13 protein-coding genes are annotated in these 17,718 nt (G+C 41.9%); 6 read left to right on the forward strand and 7 right to left on the reverse strand.

Annotated elements, in window-relative coordinates; genetic code table 11:
- The gene (gene cphA / locus DP116_RS06915) at positions 1-2,700 is read left to right on the forward strand and encodes a cyanophycin synthetase (protein ID WP_169154475.1); all 2,700 of its coding nucleotides are present in this window, start codon (positions 1-3) and stop codon (positions 2,698-2,700) included.
- A 117-nt stretch (positions 2,701-2,817) separates the two neighbouring features.
- Here cphA and DP116_RS06920 read toward each other — a convergent pair whose 3' ends face one another.
- On the reverse strand, positions 2,818-2,991 hold the full coding sequence (locus tag DP116_RS06920; RefSeq protein WP_169154476.1) for a Sec-independent protein translocase subunit TatA/TatB: 174 nt from the start codon (positions 2,989-2,991) through the stop codon (positions 2,818-2,820).
- Positions 2,992-3,672: 681 nt separating this feature from the next.
- Here DP116_RS06920 and DP116_RS06925 point away from each other — a divergent pair.
- Positions 3,673-4,329 (forward strand): LabA-like NYN domain-containing protein, encoded by a 657-nt coding sequence (locus tag DP116_RS06925; protein ID WP_169154477.1) that lies wholly within the window; start codon positions 3,673-3,675, stop codon positions 4,327-4,329.
- Between the two features lie 96 nt (positions 4,330-4,425).
- On the opposite strand, the gene DP116_RS06930 is transcribed toward DP116_RS06925, so the two are convergent.
- The 4 genes from DP116_RS06930 to DP116_RS06945 all read right to left on the reverse strand — a co-directional run bounded on the left by DP116_RS06930 (position 4,426) and on the right by DP116_RS06945 (position 9,193).
- The gene (locus DP116_RS06930; protein WP_169154478.1) at positions 4,426-4,620 is read right to left on the reverse strand and encodes a hypothetical protein; all 195 of its coding nucleotides are present in this window, start codon (positions 4,618-4,620) and stop codon (positions 4,426-4,428) included.
- A gap of 366 nt (positions 4,621-4,986) precedes the next feature.
- Complete coding sequence (locus tag DP116_RS06935) at positions 4,987-5,499, reverse strand: hypothetical protein (protein WP_169154479.1); 513 nt, start codon at positions 5,497-5,499, stop codon at positions 4,987-4,989.
- Between the two features lie 8 nt (positions 5,500-5,507).
- The gene (locus DP116_RS06940; RefSeq protein ID WP_169154480.1) at positions 5,508-7,526 is read right to left on the reverse strand and encodes a HEAT repeat domain-containing protein; all 2,019 of its coding nucleotides are present in this window, start codon (positions 7,524-7,526) and stop codon (positions 5,508-5,510) included.
- Positions 7,527-7,744: 218 nt separating this feature from the next.
- The gene (locus DP116_RS06945; protein ID WP_169154481.1) at positions 7,745-9,193 is read right to left on the reverse strand and encodes a hypothetical protein; all 1,449 of its coding nucleotides are present in this window, start codon (positions 9,191-9,193) and stop codon (positions 7,745-7,747) included.
- Positions 9,194-9,423: 230 nt separating this feature from the next.
- Here DP116_RS06945 and DP116_RS06950 point away from each other — a divergent pair, with 230 nt between their 5' ends.
- The 4 genes from DP116_RS06950 (at position 9,424) to DP116_RS06965 (ending at position 13,311) form a co-directional block, all read left to right on the forward strand.
- On the forward strand, positions 9,424-10,299 hold the full coding sequence (locus DP116_RS06950; protein ID WP_169154482.1) for an AAA-like domain-containing protein: 876 nt from the start codon (positions 9,424-9,426) through the stop codon (positions 10,297-10,299).
- A gap of 198 nt (positions 10,300-10,497) precedes the next feature.
- On the forward strand, positions 10,498-12,519 hold the full coding sequence (locus DP116_RS06955; RefSeq protein ID WP_169154483.1) for an AAA-like domain-containing protein: 2,022 nt from the start codon (positions 10,498-10,500) through the stop codon (positions 12,517-12,519).
- Positions 12,520-12,633: 114 nt separating this feature from the next.
- On the forward strand, positions 12,634-13,107 hold the full coding sequence (locus DP116_RS06960) for a hypothetical protein (protein ID WP_169154484.1): 474 nt from the start codon (positions 12,634-12,636) through the stop codon (positions 13,105-13,107).
- 9 nt (positions 13,108-13,116) lie between these two features.
- Positions 13,117-13,311 carry a hypothetical protein gene (locus tag DP116_RS06965; protein ID WP_169154485.1) on the forward strand — a complete coding sequence of 65 codons (195 nt, stop codon included), beginning with the start codon at positions 13,117-13,119 and terminating at the stop codon, positions 13,309-13,311.
- On the opposite strand, the gene DP116_RS06970 is transcribed toward DP116_RS06965, so the two are convergent.
- Both DP116_RS06970 and DP116_RS06975 read right to left on the reverse strand, forming a co-directional pair.
- On the reverse strand, positions 13,303-14,511 hold the full coding sequence (locus DP116_RS06970; protein ID WP_169154486.1) for a hybrid sensor histidine kinase/response regulator: 1,209 nt from the start codon (positions 14,509-14,511) through the stop codon (positions 13,303-13,305). The two genes, DP116_RS06965 and DP116_RS06970, sit on opposite strands and share 9 nt — an antisense overlap.
- 329 nt (positions 14,512-14,840) lie before the next feature.
- The gene (locus tag DP116_RS06975; protein ID WP_169154487.1) at positions 14,841-17,681 is read right to left on the reverse strand and encodes a M16 family metallopeptidase; all 2,841 of its coding nucleotides are present in this window, start codon (positions 17,679-17,681) and stop codon (positions 14,841-14,843) included.
- Positions 17,682-17,718: the final 37 nt, after the last annotated feature.

The raw sequence follows: 17,718 nt of genomic DNA on the forward strand, positions 1-17,718 counted from the left end.
ATGAGAATCCTCAAGATCCAGACCTTACGCGGCCCCAACTATTGGAGCATTCGACGCCACAAGCTCATTGTCATGCGCCTCGATTTAGAAAACCTTGCCGAGACGCCCACAAACGAAATTCACGGCTTCTATGAAGGATTAGTGGAGGCTTTGCCCAGTCTGGAAGGTCATTTTTGCTCACCGGGCTGTCGTGGTGGTTTTTTGATGCGAGTGCGCGAAGGCACCATGATGGGTCATGTTGTGGAACATGTAGCCCTAGAATTGCAAGATTTGACTGGAATGAACGTAGGCTTTGGTCGGACCCGAGAAACATCAACATCGGGAGTATACCAGGTAGTGCTCGAGTATCTCAATGAGGAAGCGGGACGCTACGCTGGCAGAGCAGCAGTGCGGCTATGCCAAAGTATTGTAGACCGGGGTCGCTATCCAAAGGCAGAGTTAGAGCAAGATTTGCAAGACCTCAGAGACTTATGGCGTGACGCTGCTTTAGGACCGAGTACGGAAACACTTGTCAAAGAAGCAGAAAAAAGAGGCATTCCCTGGATGCAACTCGGCGCACGCTTTTTGATTCAGCTAGGCTACGGCGTGAATCAAAAGCGGGTACAAGCGACGATGACAGACAGTACCAGCATCTTGGGAGTAGAACTCGCCTGCGATAAAGAAGCCACCAAACGCGTTCTTGCCAACGCTGGAGTCCCAGTACCAAGAGGTACCGTCATCAACTTCTTGGATGATTTACAACAAGCCATAGAATACGTTGGCGGCTACCCTATTGTCATCAAACCTTTAGATGGCAACCACGGACGCGGTATCTCTATTAATATCACTTCCACCGAAGAAGCGGAAGCTGCTTATGATTCTGCTAGACAGGTTTCCCGAGCAATTATTGTTGAGCGGTATTACACTGGGCGGGATCACAGAGTACTGGTGGTGGATGGCAAAGTTGTGGCAGTTGCTGAACGTGTGCCAGCTCATGTGGTGGGCAATGGCAAATCTACCATCTTTGAACTCATTGAGGAAACGAACAAAGATCCAAACCGTGGCGAAGGACATGATAATGTCCTCACCAAAATTGAACTCGACCGCACCAGCTACCAACTGATGGAAAAGCAAGGTCTCACTCTTAATAGCGTGTTACCTAAAAACCAAATTTGCTATCTGCGGGCAACGGCAAACTTGAGTACAGGGGGCATTGCCATAGACCGTACAGATGAAATTCATCCAGAAAATATTTGGCTGGCACAACGGATAGTAAAAGTTATCGGTTTGGATATTGCAGGAATTGATATTGTGACAGCGGATATTAGCCGTCCCTTGCGAGAAGTGGATGGTGTGATTGTAGAAGTTAATGCCGCTCCCGGATTCCGGATGCATGTTGCTCCAAGCCAAGGCATCCCTCGTAATGTAGGAGGAGCAGTCATGGATATGCTGTTCCCAGCGGATAAAATCAGTCACATACCCATTCTTGCCGTCACGGGCACTAACGGCAAAACTACCACGACTCGGCTGTTGGCACACATTTTTAAGCAGACTCATAAAGTCATAGGTTATACAACTACAGATGGGACATATATCGGGGATTATTTAGTAGAGTCAGGAGACAATACAGGTCCCCAAAGTGCCCAACTCATCCTACAAGATCCAACAGTGGAAGTGGCGGTACTGGAAACTGCTCGTGGGGGTATTCTCCGGTCTGGACTAGCTTTTGAAAACGCTAACGTGGGCGTGATATTGAACGTTGCCTCTGACCACCTGGGCATAGGCGATATTGATACTATTGAACAGTTGGCGAATCTCAAGAGTGTGGTCGCGGAAGCTGTGTTTCCTGACGGCTACGCAGTGCTTAACGCTGATGATCACAGAGTCGCTGCTATGGCAGAAAAAACAAAAGCCAATATTGCCTACTTCACCATGAATCCGGATTCGGAATTGGTGCGAAAGCACATTCAAAAGGGAGGAGTAGCCGCAGTCTATGAAAATGGCTATCTGTCAATCTTAAAAGGCGATTGGACGCACCGGATTGAACGGGCAGAAAATATACCCCTGACAATGGGTGGACGTGCACCGTTTATGATAGCCAATGCTTTAGCAGCTTCTTTGGCAGCGTTCGTACAAAATGTCAGCATAGAACAAATTCGTGCTGGCTTGAATACCTTTCGCGCTTCGGTGAGTCAAACACCGGGACGAATGAATTTGTTTAATTTGGGGAATTACCACGCTTTGGTAGATTATGCCCACAACCCAGCTAGTTATCAAGCTTTAGGTGCTTTCGTCCGCAATTGGATTTCTGGCAAACGGATTGGAGTTGTTGGCGGACCTGGCGATCGCCGCGACGAAGATTTCGTCATGCTTGGCAAACTAGCAGCGGAAATTTTTGACTCTATTATCGTCAAAGAAGATGACGACACCAGGGGACGGGGGCGCGGTTCAGCGGCTGATTTAATTGTTCAAGGTATCAAACAAATCAACCCCAACTACCAGCATCAAACAATTCTCAGCGAAACAGAAGCGATTAACAGAGCATTAGACATGGCCCCAGATAACAGTCTAGTGGTCATTTTGCCAGAAAGCATTAGCCGTGCTATTGCCTTAATTACAGCACGTGGAGTCGTCAAAGACGAGATACTCCAACAAACCAACCCGTCTACCATAGATTCTCAAGTTGGGGTGAAATCAACTGTCGTCAACACGCTGTTATAGTCCGAATCAGGCAGCACTTGATTCGGGTTTCCCGACTTGAAGTGAGTGCCCTTCGGCTCCGCTCAGGGTAAACCGTTCATTTGTCATTACGAAAAATAAACGACAAACGACAAAGGACTATTGTTTTTCTTCTTCCGGATTAGTATCCTCACTGGGATTTTTCAGTTCCTCCTTAAAACCCCGCAGAGTTTTCCCCAGTGCGCTGCCTAACTCCGGAATTTTTTTGGGCCCAAAAATCACAATAGCGACCAAAACAATCACACCTACTTCCGTCCATCCCAATCCAAACATAAGCCTCTACTCCATAAAACTAATACAACGCCACACAAGTCTAGTATTTAAGTATAATTTCTGCTTCACTGGGCTTTTCACAAAAATATGTAAAACTGGGCGAGGATGGACAATGCGACAGCAACAGAGGGCATCCATCGCCTAATTTTTTTGTCAACAAAACTATAGCGCTCGCCACAGGCAACCTAGGTGGGCACGACGATTGCTCGTGGCAGTCTTGCAGTTTTACACAAGTTCAACCCCTTCACTAAGCTTACTCAAAATTGCCCAAAGAGCAAAATTGGGCGCACTTGTGTGTCAGGTTTATTGTCAGAGTTTTAAACAAGCACCCGAGCGTGCTCCCGAAGCGTGGATTCAAGCAGGACGTCAATTCTAGACGGTGGCTTTGTTAGATCCGGATTTACCCAACGATTATGTATGTGAGCGCAGTGAACGACCCACTACCAAACGTACTATCAATTTCACAGATTTTTGGCCAATCTTTTAGTTTTCTATCTTTTTTTACAAGAAAAATTACAAAAAGTAAAGAATTGTACGTAATTAGATGATTTGCAAGACAAAGCATAGTAGAAAATAAAGAAAATATTAATTTGTCAGTTTTCTCTATCTGTTCATTCATGAGTCGAATAATTTTCACCGCTATCTTTAATAAAAATCACGCACGCTCGGAGTCATATTTCCATGCAGCTACTTCCACGACCTCAGCATAATAACCAGCGACGCTTAAAGTTGGAGCCTGAGCCACTGTTGAATATGACACAGCTTTCTGCATTTGAGAAACCAGATATTGCAAGCGCAAATACCTTACAACCGTGCGAGAAAAACAATCCAGACAACAAGCTACACCAGCGCATTGCCATTTTTATTGATGGTGCAAACTTGTTTTACTCAGCTATGCACCTCAATCTTGAAATTGATTACACTAAACTGCTGCGCTACCTAACAAAAAAGCGTCAACTGCTTAGGGCTTACTTTTATACAGGTGTTGATTACACGAATGATAAACAGCAAGGTTTTTTGATGTGGATGAGTCGCAATGGCTATCGTGTAGTGAGTAAAGAACTTATTGTGCTCCCTAATGGCTCTAAAAAAGCGGATTTGGATGTAGAGATTGCTGTCGATATGATGACCTTAGCAAGGTACTGCGACACTTTAGTTCTGTTGAGTGGAGATGGCGACCTTGCTTATGCTGTAGATAACATTACCTACCGAGGAGTTAAAGTGGAAGTTGTTGGTTTGGGTTGTATGACTAATGAAAGTCTGATTAGGGTTGCTGACTCTTATACTGACCTTGAACTTATCAAACAAGATATTCAAAAAAAGGTATCCGCTCAATAATTAGGGTGTTTCATTTTTTCGATCAATTTTGCTAGTCCATGCTGAAATCGATCAACTGCCAGGTTAATAAATTCACGCACGGCAGGCGATAGACTTTTATGCCAGGGTTGGAAACTGTAACATAATTCCTACGCATTTATCTTCAAAACTAGTCAATTTTGAGTAGGTATTGCGGAAATATGCTATGATTTCGATATTAGTAACGGTTAACAACCGTGCCGTCAGAGGATAAACCTTCCAGCGAACGACTGGCGTTTGATAAACGTGCCACAGGCGAAGTGCAGGCTCCATAGACAGAGGGTCGTTAGTAGCGCCTCAAAAGAAGTTTTTTAATAACTTCGACACATATAGCGGTCAGTTAGACCGTTCTCGCGCCTGTGGACTGGTTGATGCCGACATCGCCAGAATGAAGCAGGAAGCAAGCTTCAAACTAGATCATGAGCAGATTTGTCTACTTATGAATAGTTGTGAATAGGTCTTGTGTAACGGATACAGGGCGGTGATATTAACAGATCAAACCCTGACTCAATCAAATCGACATACCTGTTTGATAATTCAATCAGGCAGGGGCTATGTAAAGAAAAGTAAAGTTTGAAAATTCGTTTGTAGTAAGCGCTTACTACAAACCTTTAATTTTTTGCGCCGACTTATTTAATGTTAATTACCCCAAGGATTCGCAGGTTGGTCATTAATACGAACCCAATAGCGGGTAGACGGGGCTAAACCGTTTATTTCGCCATAAGCTTCTGCCCAGAAACTCCATCCAGGGTTAGGACCAGTACCATCATGGAATTCTGCCATCCGATATCCAGAAGTACCACGAGTAATTTGTCCTACCTGGTCGCACATCTTGTCTGCAACTGCTTGAGACGTTAATTGCTTCCCTTGGATATTGGGAATTATCAACGCTGTACCGCCAGACCAAGAGGCTTTAGTCGCACCGCCAGGTGTTACACTAGACGGCGGCAGACCTTCTGGTGCCGGAGCGCCTGTCTTTTTAATGCAGAGCAGCGATCGATATTCGTTGATATTAGTGTCGCCGTTATAAGGATCGGTACCACCAGGCTGACCATTATCCGAACCAAACAAAACATAGGTTTTGGAGTCAAGCACTAAAGGGTTGAGCCTTTGATAAATCCAATCGAAGTGGCACTTACCGTCAAAAGACATAATTTTTGTTATTTATCAAAGTAGCCTTGAGGATACATCTTCACGATGCTTGCAGCTGCCTCTTGAACATCTTTTGAAACATCGTTTTGAGCAGCTTGTTTGACAAGTTGGCGAACTTCGGGGAAACCTTCATGGGCTTCCCAAACGTTTTTCAAAGCTGCTAGGCGCACTTTAATGGCATTGTCTGAGAGAAATGCCTGCTTTTGCACTTGGAAAGTAGCCTTGTTCATTTCGCGAAATCCTAAAGCAACAGTGGCTTCTAGCCTTACCCCATCATCTGAATCAGAAGACAAAGCCTTAGTAAGTAAGGTATCGACTTGGTTATCCTGAATCCAGCGCAAAGCTGTGACTGCGGCAGCGCGTACGCTTGGATTAGGAGCAGAAGTCAACTGAGCGATCGCTTTCAATGCTTGCTTAGAACCAGCATTGCCCAGCACTAACAAATACTGCCTGGTTTGCTCGTCGTTCTTAGCAGTTTGCAACTGTTGTACAAACTGCTCTACTATCTTATTGGCGCGTTCTGGCGAATTTTCAGCAAGGTTTCGCGCCATTGCTCCTAAAGCTAATTGTGCGGTAGAAGCGGTGCGTTCTTCCTTCGAGTTAAAGGCTAAGTTACGCAGCACATTTTCTGATTCTTGGGTAGGTGAATTTACTGTTGCCAAGCTAGGAATTAAAATTGACATGGCAAGCCAGTCTTTCTGGTGAGCCTGAGTAGCGGTTACTAAGGCAGACTGTGCCTGAGTATTTCCGACTACACTTAAGGCGCCTGCTAGCATTTGCATGGTAAGACTTTTGGCATTTGCAGCAGCTAATCGTTTGCCCAAAGTAGCGCTAGACTCAGGATACACATAAATTAGTGCCTTAAATTTGAGATACAACGGTGTATTGTTCTGGTTTTTGTCAGGGGATGCTTCTGCTTTTTCCAAGTCAGCGAGTAAACTTTCTAACGTGGTATCCCCTAATTCTTGACGCTGAATCTTAGCTTCAACTTCTGCTTCTGTTGGGGTTGCAGACAGTGCAATAGCAGGCGCCACTTTTTCTCGCTTAGTATTGGTATCACGCAGGGTAGTTAGTTCTGTAGGATTTAAGGTAGCTTGATTTGTATAAGCCATGTTCAGCGTCGTCTTTGCCTGACCAACGTTTTTGCCTGCGATGATGAATTTTTGTAGCTCTGTTCCTTGCAACGAAACTAAATACCCCCCGTGACTGTTAAAATCACCAGTAAGTTTGCCTTCAGAATTTATCGTCGTAGGAACTTGGGTATTATTTGCTTTTTTGCTAGAGGGTGGTTGTAGATATCGCAGTTTATTTTTCTGGTATTTTCCAGCTTCAGTTTGATAACTAGCTATATAATGTCCATTAGGGTCGTCTTCCTGGCTTGTCCATTTATTTGCAAAAGTTTTGCTGCTATCGGGGGTAACAAACTGTGTTGTAGCTAGCAATGTACGGGCAAAGTTTTGAGCAACCTCGCTCATTGTCGGGTCAAATCGCACTGCGATAATTTTACCTTGAGAATTGACAGTAGCAAAAACTTGCCGTTTTAGGTCTTGTTGAATAAGTTGAGCTTGGTCTGTTACATCTTGTCCGTTGGCTTTTAAAGTAACTGCGGGATTATTTACAGTATAAGAAATTAGAAAGCACGAGCCTTTTTGCTCCAAGATAGTAACAACCAATTCACCCTTAACACTGGTTTCAAATGTATTTACAAAACCGTTTATACTAGTTGCTTCAGAGCGATTAGAAGTTTTTAAATCTCCAAACAAAGCCCGCAAGTCGGAATTAGAAGAATTTGTATAATCTAGTTTGTAGGTAAAGCGTTGACCAGGAGCAAATTGATAAACGGGTAAGGTATTGTTCTTAGCTAAGATAGTAGAAGTTAAATCTGTACCCAACTGACTTAATTGCTTTCCGTATACAACGGTGGTTGGAACTGCGAGTGTAAGCAAAAGACCAGAAAGAGCTAGTATAGATTTTGGTCGGAAAAATTTTTGGTTTAAGGTTGAATGATGTTTTGTTGTCAAAGACATATTGCAGTTCTCTAAAGTAAATAATAATCTGTATCAATTAACACTAAAGTTTGCAGAGATGATTGTAAGAAAGTGTGAGGTGAAGTTTTTAGTAGTTTGGTAGAAGCACTTGATAATGCCAAGTTGCCTTCAAATAATTAATTATTTAGATTACTTAAATGCAACTTGATATGATTAATTAAGGATGCAGTTAGCTAATGAAAACCTCTTTTTAGCAATTAGAAATATATTTTTTCAGAACCATTGAATAGATATCCACTTTTGTTAAAGCCATTCCAGTCCCAAATCTTGGTCTTCAACTGTTTGCCAAATACTTTGACATAGCCATAGATTTTACCGTTGAGAGCTTTTATATCGTTGAAAGCATAATAGTCCGCTTTAAGATACGCTCTGTTAGTACCGGGTTCAATATCTACTAATGCTAAGGCACTGATATCCAGATTGTCTTTTAGGAAAGTGAGGTCTACATCAAGTCCAGCAGATACAACCTTAATACTTGCTACTGCCTGACCATAACCTCTAGTGTCTAAGAACGCATTAACCTTCGCATAAGCAGATTTAGGGGACGCAACCAAATTGTAAGTAAATCCACCACTACCTTGTACTCCAAGTTTACCTTTCATTGAAACAGGACCAAGGGAAAAGCCAAAATTTGCAACTTCTTTATCTAAAGAGCGAGAGTACTTATCACCAAGTTGCAAAGAAGCTTGGCGTGCATCTTGGAAGTTATAAACGTTGTTTCCATGCACGAATAAATTCATGTTGGTAGTAAGGTTACCAGATGCAGGTGCATTTAAGCTTGCTGTTGCCCGTAACAAGTCAGCGTGATTGTTGAACATGTAACCCCCAGCATTGGCTTCTGCATAAGCACTGGAAGAAAGAGGTGAAGCTGTTAGTTCCATTTTGCCTTTGATGTAAGCTGCGATGATTTTTGGGTCTCCTGTATCCAGGTTGAAGGTTTTGAGGATAGTTTTAGTTCTAGGAAACGGAAATCGCAGACCTTTGTTTATGGCATCGCTTTTGATTTGTTTCGATAAACTTTTTTGCAATTCGTTGTTGTTAGTTTTACTTGGAGCTAATTCGGTTTCTTGATTTAGTCGCTGTTTGATAAAGTCGAGTACTTTATTTGGTTCGAGCGATTCTCTTAGTGCTGCTTTAGCACTATCCTCTGGTTGATGCGCCTGATCAATCTCTGCTGCCTGTTTTTCTAAAGTAGATTGGTTTATATTAGATTCCTGCAACGTTACTTCCTTTTCAGGAGAACGAAGCGAATATCCTAGTTCGTTAAACTGCTGTTCCAAGCGATTAATTTCAGCATAGTATTCTGCAGCTTGTATTTTTTCACCATTAGGCAATGTGAGGATTGTATCTTCGGAAACCTCTTTACCTGTTTCTGGGTCTTTCAACTCAAAAGGCTGAAATTTGATAGGTTCTTGCTTCTTAAGTTGTACTAGAGTATTATCAATATTTACCTCTGGTGTTGGAGCTTCCTTAAATGCAGAATTATCAATTTTGGCATTATTAGGACGCTCAAAGTTGCTAGAATCCACTGCTTGATTTGCTTGCAAGTCAGTTTTAGCCATAACAGGTAATGTCGCAGCCAAGTTTAAGGCATAAATTGCTAACATTGAACCAATTGAACTAATAAAAGCTATACGTTTCGACATATCTCAAAGTTAATCCATGTAATTTGATATTAGGGTCAGTGCAACATTAATCACTGTCCCGAAGATTATTTTGCTGGTACGAATTTGGAGTAAGATTTCCGACTTTTTCAAAAGTCGGAAACTTGGGTCTGTAATTAACTGTTAAGCACTTAAAAAAAATCCGGTAAGCCAAAAGCTAGTAGAACATTCTATTTTTGAATTACTATTACTATACGTATAATTAGGAGTTAATGTCACGAATAATGCACCACGCTGCACAACAAGGATACCGCACGGTAGTTTTAAATTTACGAGATGCAGTAGGTGAAGATTTTAATAGCTTAGATAAGTTTTTGCAGTGGTTTATCACCAGTATTGCCGAGACATTAGAGTTAGGGCAACCTGTAGAAGAACACTGGCGCAAAAGTTTGGGTAATTGTAAGATAAAATGCCGAACCTACTTTGAAAAGTATCTCTTACCAGGAGATAGTGCCGTTGCGATCGCCTTAGATGAAGTAGATAGACTTTTTGTGCATGGGGAAATAGCTGGAGAGTTTTTGGGAATGCTGCGAACTTGGCACGAAGACGCAAAAACTAAACCTCTTTGGCGACAATTGCGGTTATTGATGTTGCACACACAAGTTTATACTCAACTAAATATTAATCAGTCACCGTTTAATGCCGGGACAGAAATTAAATTAACAGATTTTACTAGCGAAGAGGTGGAATCTCTGTCACGGCAGTATAAATTAAACTGGAAAAATACTCAAGTTGAACAACTAATGGCAATGGTAGGAGGACATCCCTATCTAGCAACAAAAGCCATACAGGTAGTATCGCGCCAGGATATGACTTTAGAAAGTTTATTGCAATCAGCACCCACAGCTTCTGGGATTTATCGGAACCATTTAGAAAGACACTGGCGTTATTTACAAGCAAATATCCCACTAGCAACAGCATTTAAAACAATAGTTTTAGCAGATAGTCCGGTTGAATTTAATTCAAATTTAAATTTAGACGATGCAGTAAAATTATATGATTTTGGCTTGGTAGAACTGCAAACTAATAGTGTAGTGTCACGTTATCAAATCTATAGTTTATATTTCCAAGAACGCTTGGGAAGTTAGCGCTTTTTATTAATATGAAAAAACAAAAATGTGTGTAGGTTGGGTTGAACAAAGTGAAACCCAACAATGCTTAATTTTGTTAACGTTGGGTTTCGTTCCTCAAACGCCAGACGCCTCTGTCGGGAAACCCTCCTGGAGCTTACGCTCCCCAACCTACGATTCTCTACGATTCTCAAATTTATTCATGTATATAGAATTATGAGTTACTCGAAACAAAGTAATGGGTATCAAGTAGGAGGAAGTCTTGGCGAATCAGCTTCAACTTATGTTGTACGCCGAGCAGATTCTCAACTTTACTCAGGGTTAAAAACTGGTAAATTTTGCTATTTATTAAATTGCCGACAAATGGGGAAATCGAGTTTGCGCGTACAGACAATGGCACGCCTTAAAAAAGAAGGGGTTGCTTGCGTGGCATTTGAAATGCGTGAATTCTGCCTACATGAAGTGACAGAAGATGAATTTTATGGTGGTTTTGTTAGCTATCTAGTAAATGAATTTAATTTAGAGATTGACTTAGAAAGCTGGTGGTATGGGCATAGTTTAATTCATCCGGCTTTAAGGTTGACTAAGTTTATCGAAGAAATACTACTAGAACAAATTCCCCAAAGTATTGTTATCTTTGCCGATGAAATTGATAGCGTTTTAAATTTAAGTTTCAAAGACGATTTTTTTGCCTTGATTCGCGGATGTTATAACAAACGTGCTGATAAACTCAAATACAACCGTCTCACTTTTGCACTGTTGGGGGTAGCTACTCCTGCTGATTTAATTGAAGATAAAGACAATACACCGTTTAATATCGAAAGCGAAGCAATTGAATTAACTGGTTTTCAATTGGATGAAGCAACACCTCTAGAAAAGGGATTTGTTGGTATCAGCAGCAATCCCCGTGCAGTACTTCAGGAAATTTTGCTCTGGACTGGGGGGCAACCGTTTCTGACGCAATGGATTTGTCAGCTTGTATCTTCTAACTTGTCACACATTGCTGCTGGAGTAGAAGCAGATTGTGTTGCCACAATTGTGCGATCGCGCATTCTCTCTAATTGGTTAGCGCAAGATAAACAACAACATTTACAGACAATACGCGATCGCATTCTCAACAACGAGCAACTTGCTTGTTGGTCGCTGGGGATGTATCAAAAAGTTTTACAAGCTGGAGAATTAGCTGTTGATGACAGTCCAGAAATCATGAAATTGCGGTTATCGAGTTTAGTCATCAAGCAAGAAGGTAAATTAAGAGTTTATAACCGCATCTACCAGTCAGTTTTTGATAACACTTGGGTAGAAAAGGAACTACAAAATATGAGACCATATGCTGAAGCATTTGCCGCTTGGGAAGCTTCAGGACGTGATACGTCGCATTTATTGCGTGGGGATGATTTAGGCTTCGCTTTGGCGTGGGCGAATGGAAGAAGTTTGAGTGATAAGGATTATCAGTTTTTGGTTGCTAGCCAAGAGTTGGAACTAACGCAGGTGCAGCAGAGAACGGAAATCGCTTTGCTGCAAGAGAAACAAGCGCAGCAGAATTTCGTTGAGGCGCAACGAAAAGCCAAGCGCAGCGCGCGTCTTACCTTTGCCTCAATGATTGCAAGCTTAACGATGGGTGCGATTACGATTATTTTAACTCCAGGACCTCTAGCAATTTTGTTAAATAATATAGCGTTCCAAATTTACGCTGACGATCATCTACAAACTGCTTTACAGGTTTATGACTTAGCACTCTTAATTAAACCAGCCTATCCAGAAGCTCTTTATACCAAAGGAAGAATTTACGAAGACCTGCAAGATTTTGATAACGCCTCCAATAATTACGAATCTGCCAAAGACCATAAGTTTCCTCAAGCATATAGTGAATTAGCTCGCCTACACATTCTTAATAAAAGATACTCCCGAGCTGTTGACATAATTTCAGAGGGTTTAAAACTGCGTCTTACAGATCGAGAAAAGTATGGTATGTTTAAAAATTTGGGCTGGGCACAATTCGAGCTAGCGCGACAGGGAAAAGCTACCTATGAGCAAGCAGAAATTTCCCTAGATGAAGCTATTGATTTACAAGAAGAGTCTGCTTCCCCCCACTGTTTATTAGCTCAACTTCTCGAAGCTAAAGCTTTAAAGTCAAAATCTCTTACAGAATGGCGTAAATGCTTTGAACTTGGGGACTCTGACCACCCTGATGAGCGTAAGTGGATTGAGGATGCACGTCAACGCCTCAGAATGTAGCCGATTGATGCATTTATATCGCTAAATATATTTAAATTATTTGAATAATCTCCGGAATCTGAATTTTAAGCATTGAATAAATTCTCGTCAAAGTTGAAATATTTAGAATTGACCATGCTTAAAGGCTCACATACCATAGCATTTGCATTAACACTGACATCACTATTTCTCGTAATTAATACAAACATTGCCTACGCAAAGCAGAACCCTGAACGTGGAACATATGTAATTAACGAACCTGAACCTGGAGATGCACCTGGACTACCTAGACCACCCAGACCTTGTTCTAGACCCGGTGGCACATTTCCATGTACTCGACGTCCTGCTCCTCCCATTCCAATTATTGATCTTGAACTTAATGATGTCACGAATGACGTTGCAATTAAAAAACTTGAAGCGCTGAAAGCTTCAGGAAAAGCAACCAACGATGATTACATACTTTTGGGTTATTTCTACAGTCTGGAGAAAAAATACGACCTGTCTGAGGCTAATTACCTCAAAGCGTTGGAACTCGCAACTGATGATGGTAGAAAAGCCATCATCCAACAAGAACTCAAAAAAGTCCGTGATCATAATGTAAAGCAATAACTTAAATAGGTGGCTATAGTAGCAAACAAAGCCGAGAATAAAGCCAACAACCTACCTTCGCGATCTGCCGAACGCGAGTGCGTGCGCTTTGCGCGTGAGGCAAGCGAAGCTATCGCCGGATTGTCTTGGAAGCCTACACTCACTTTTGAGCAGGAGTGTAGGAGATGTCACTATATTGGTACGGGTAACTTTTGGTTAAACTGAGGATCGCTTTGGTAAAGTTACTATTACCCTTGTTCCTTTGCCCACCTGACTTTCTAAAGTAATATCACCGCCATGTAACTCTACACAAACTTTCGCAATAGCAAGCCCCAAACCTGTTCCAGGGATTGTGTCAACGTTACTCCCACGACTGAAAGCTTGAAACAAGTTTTCTTGCTCGTTTATAGGTATACCAATACCTTTGTCTTTAACGTAAAAGATAACTTGTTCCTCACCCCCAATCAGATGAAACTCTATCTCACCTCCATCTGGGGAGAATTTAATCGCATTAGATATTAAGTTAACAAAAATTTGCCGCAAGAGTCCTCCATCACCCCAGAACCCCTTGTAATTGCCAGTTATCTCATAGACTAAATGATGGCGATCTGCGCTTTGCGCAGCAGCATAGCTATCGCTTAATTTTTCCTGCTGCTCTTCTATCAAGCCAGAAAAAAAGTGGTATAAGTCGAGTGGCTGGGGCTTAAACTGGGCTTTGTTTGACTCAAATTGGTTAAACACAAGCAAGTCATCGACCAATTTAGCCATGTAGCGAGCTTTGTGTTCAATAATTTGTAGGAACTTCTCTTGTTTAGATTCATCGAGCTTCACGCCATGTTGCTTAAGTGTGGATGTTGCAGCAAGAATAGAAGCTAATGGCGTTCGATACTCGTAAGAAACTGTTGTCATCATTTGGGATTTAAATGCGTTCAGTTTCTGTTCCTTTCTCAAAGCTGCTTGAGTTTGAGCAAGCAGTTCTGCTTGTTTGAGCATGAAGCGCTGTCTTTCCCTAGTTTTGGTCAGCACGGTTTGCAAGTCCGAGTGCTGAATCACCTTGCGAACTGCCAACTGTAACACATCGGGTTTGAGATGTTGCTTGACCAAGTAATCTTGGACACCCTTTTTCATCGCTTGTACAGCGACCGCTTCATCACCTTGGCCTGTCAGCATAATCACTGATGCCGCAGTATCCAATCTTTCCCGCGTTAGTTGCTCAAGAATTTCTAGCCCAGTCATATCAGGTAGGTAGAAATCGAGTAGAATGACATCACAGAGTATTTTTTGGCACAAGGCAAGTCCATCCTTAGCAGACTCTGCTTCCAAAATCTGGTAGGACTGGTGAGGATCTTTCAAAAGATATCGCCGATAGATTCTTCGATCCTGTGCACAATCATCAATGATGAGTAGCGTCCTGGTATCTGACATAAAAGGATGAAGCAGACTTGCTGCACTCTTTCAACAAGCTTCTTATCTATCATAGAATTTTTAACAAAATTTTAAACAATTAAAAAATTTGAATTGGAAATTATTATTAATTAATGATAACATTTTCTCCTGTCATACCCGCTTGGTGTGTGTCCCGCTATCGGGCAACGTAGGGGAACTAGAGGAGACAGGAGGGCAAATTGATAGAAAAGTTTATAAATTTTTGTGACAAAGTTTATCATCTGAAAAAAAATTAACTGGATGAGTCATGAAATTTTCGTCCAAAGTCTTGTACTCATGACTCATCATTCATGACTCATGATTGTTCGCTAATGACTTATGCTACCTTGCTCTGTATCTACAGCAGGTCCAGCTGTCACTACAACAATTTTATCTGGATACAGTAACTCACGAGCGGCTTGATTAACTTGTTCAAAGTGAACTGCTTGAATTTTTTCGGTAAAATCGCGTAGTTCCTGTTTATTTAGTCCGTACACCTCATTCATCAGGATTTGATCGATTAATTCTTCTGGGTTTGCCAGAGATACGATGTAGTTGCTGATCAAGATGTGTTTAGCTGTCTCTACTTCTGGTTCTGTGACGCCTTTTTGATGGATTTCTTTGAGTAGTTCACGGGTACTGGCGATCGCCTCACGAGTATCTTCTGGACTTGTTTGCATCGAAATCAAAAATGTGCCGGAATTGTTTCCAGCAACGAAACTGCTATAAATTCCGTAGGTTAGCCCTTGGCGATCGCGCACTTCTGCTCCCAGTCTACTTGATAGAGTATCGCCACCTAAAATCTGATTCAACACCAAAGCTGCATAAAAGCGGGAGTCTTTGCGATTAATCGCAGTGTTTCCCATATAGGTAATAGCTTGGGCTTTACCTGGAAGCACTGGGTTAACATTGATAACTTTTTCTGGCAAAGAGACTGTTGGATACTTTAATGTTGGTGGTGAACCAGTGGCTTTCCAGTGACCAAATTCACTTGAGATGAGTGCTTGGACTTGATCACAAGCAAAATCTCCTACCAGTGCAAGCACCATCGTATCGGGACGATAATGTTTTGTCTTAAATTCAATAACATCCTTGCGGCTAATCCGTCGTAAACTTTGCTCTGTAGGGAAGACATGTAAAGGATGTTGTTTGGGGTAAATCGACTGTACAAATGTTCTTTGTGCAACTTCTGAAGGATCATCTAATTCGTGCTTTAGGGCGGTTAATGCTTGTTTTTTAGTCAGTTTTAACTCTTTTGTTGGGAAATAAGCATTTTTGACCACATCTGCTAAAGTCTGAATCAGAACGCTTAAGTCACCTGCTAAGCTATCACCTTCAATGCGCACACCTTCTCGGTACGCATCAAAATGAAGGCTTGCTCCTCGATCTTCTAAAATTTTTGCAAGAGTCAAAGCGTCCTTTGTTTTCGTCCCATTCATTAAGTTCTCGGCGACAAGAGACGCCAATCCAGCTTTATCTTGTGGATCAAATTCCTTACCAGCTTTGACGTAGCTAGAAAGCGTCACCGTGGGAGTACTCTTGTCGGGCACAAGCAATACTCGTAAACCATTAGATAATGTAAATTGCTCTGGTAAGGTATGACTTGTAGGAACACTACGACTATCTGTTGGAGGTAAGTACTTTGTTACTTCCTCTGTCGTCACAGATGCTGATGTGGCAAAATTTTCAGTGTTGCGTTTGGAGTTGTTGATCTTCTTAGGATCATTCCCCTTTCCCTTTACCTGAGTCGGCTTAAAGTAGCCCACTGTCCGTGCTTCTTGTTTCAGGTATTTTTTTGCCACACGCTGGACATCTTGGGCTGTCACTTGGCGAACAGCTGCCAAGTAGCGGTCTGTATAATGATAATCACCAGCAGTTGTTTCATCATTACCCAGTTGCAATGCCAAACTTGTGATATCACGGTTACTCAAAAGAACAGATGCTTCCAACATTACCTTTGCTCGCTTGAGTTCTTCTGTTGTGACTTCTTTATTTATGAGTTTGGCGATCGCACTGTTTAAAACTGAATCAATTTTTTTCAAATCTTGATCAGGATCTGCTGTGACTAACAACTCATACCAGCCTAATTCCATTAAGTTAACCACAGAAGCGGAAACATCAGTTGCTAAACCTGATTCCACCAATGCTTGCTCAAGACGAGAATTCCGTCCGTCTGTTAAAATCCGATCCATCAGGTCTAATGCTGGCACATCCGGACTCTTTGCATCTGGTAAGGGATAGACAGCTTGCACCAATGCTGCTGCGCCTGATTCCTTTAAAACAATTGGTAAGAAGTGTGGGGTGACAGGCGTGGGTTGTAAAACTTTTGAGTGTTGACTTTTGAGTGTTGACTCTTGAGTTTTAGGTATTTTCCCAAAAATCTCTTTCACCGCCTCAAGGGTTGGTTCAGATTGGAAATCTCCAACAATCACTAAAACAGCGTTGTCAGGACTGTAAAAATTGCGGTAGTATTTCTGGACTTGCTCCAAATCAAATCTTTGGACATCAGCTTCAGTTCCACCAATAGGTAACCCGTAAGCATGATTGGGAAAAGCCGCCCGCATCAGCGCCCGGTTTAAGCGGTAGTCAGGACTATTTTCGTAACCTTGCAACTCGGAAACCACAACTCGTTTTTCCAGATCAAGTTCTGTCGGATCAATCCGAGCATTTTGCATTCTATCTGCTTCTAGCGTCAGCAGGGCTGTGAGCTTGTCAGCTTGTGCGGTATTGTAGTATGCCGTTTGATCATAGCTTGTGAAAGCATTTGAGTCACTGCCCAAAGCACTCAACAACCGTCCAAATTGAATGGGACGATTTTTTGTGCCTTTAAACATCATGTGCTCTAATTGATGGGCAATACCATTCAATCCAGGTTCTTCGTTACGTGATCCCACCTTGTACCAGACCTGTACAGTCACCACCGGGCTGGAGTGAATTTCCCTAGTCAAGACAGTTAGACCATTGTCCAACAGTGTTTTCTGAACATTCTCAGTCAATGAAATACGCTCTTTTTTATGAGAAACTGTGATTTTTTGTGAATCTAACAATGAGGAAGAAGTTGTTATCTGGCTATAAGAAAATTTATCTCCAAGCAACAACACTGTTATTAGCGAAAAAGTTAACAGTAATAAACGAAAACGGTATCGATGCACTTTCGGAAACACAGACATAAATTTTACTATATTGTCTGTAAACTAAGTTACAAAA

Origin of the sequence: Brasilonema bromeliae SPC951 (assembly GCF_012912135.1) — a bacterium.
Classification (GTDB): domain Bacteria; phylum Cyanobacteriota; class Cyanobacteriia; order Cyanobacteriales; family Nostocaceae; genus Brasilonema; species Brasilonema bromeliae.

Excerpts from the sequence above, each read along its gene's own strand:
- DP116_RS06950 (WP_169154482.1), top strand. The coding sequence starts at position 9,424 with ATGTCACGAATAATGCACCACGCTGCACAACAAGGATACCGCACGGTA.
- DP116_RS06925 (WP_169154477.1), top strand. The coding sequence starts at position 3,673 with ATGCAGCTACTTCCACGACCTCAGCATAATAACCAGCGACGCTTAAAG.
- DP116_RS06960 (WP_169154484.1), top strand. The coding sequence starts at position 12,634 with ATGCTTAAAGGCTCACATACCATAGCATTTGCATTAACACTGACATCA.
- DP116_RS06930 (WP_169154478.1), bottom strand. The coding sequence starts at position 4,620 with ATGGAGCCTGCACTTCGCCTGTGGCACGTTTATCAAACGCCAGTCGTT.
- DP116_RS06945 (WP_169154481.1), bottom strand. The coding sequence starts at position 9,193 with ATGTCGAAACGTATAGCTTTTATTAGTTCAATTGGTTCAATGTTAGCA.
- DP116_RS06940 (WP_169154480.1), bottom strand. The coding sequence starts at position 7,526 with ATGTCTTTGACAACAAAACATCATTCAACCTTAAACCAAAAATTTTTC.
- DP116_RS06920 (WP_169154476.1), bottom strand. The coding sequence starts at position 2,991 with ATGTTTGGATTGGGATGGACGGAAGTAGGTGTGATTGTTTTGGTCGCT.
- DP116_RS06935 (WP_169154479.1), bottom strand. The coding sequence starts at position 5,499 with ATGTCTTTTGACGGTAAGTGCCACTTCGATTGGATTTATCAAAGGCTC.
- DP116_RS06970 (WP_169154486.1), bottom strand. The coding sequence starts at position 14,511 with ATGTCAGATACCAGGACGCTACTCATCATTGATGATTGTGCACAGGAT.
- cphA (WP_169154475.1), top strand. The coding sequence starts at position 1 with ATGAGAATCCTCAAGATCCAGACCTTACGCGGCCCCAACTATTGGAGC.
- DP116_RS06975 (WP_169154487.1), bottom strand. The coding sequence starts at position 17,681 with ATGTCTGTGTTTCCGAAAGTGCATCGATACCGTTTTCGTTTATTACTG.
- DP116_RS06955 (WP_169154483.1), top strand. The coding sequence starts at position 10,498 with ATGAGTTACTCGAAACAAAGTAATGGGTATCAAGTAGGAGGAAGTCTT.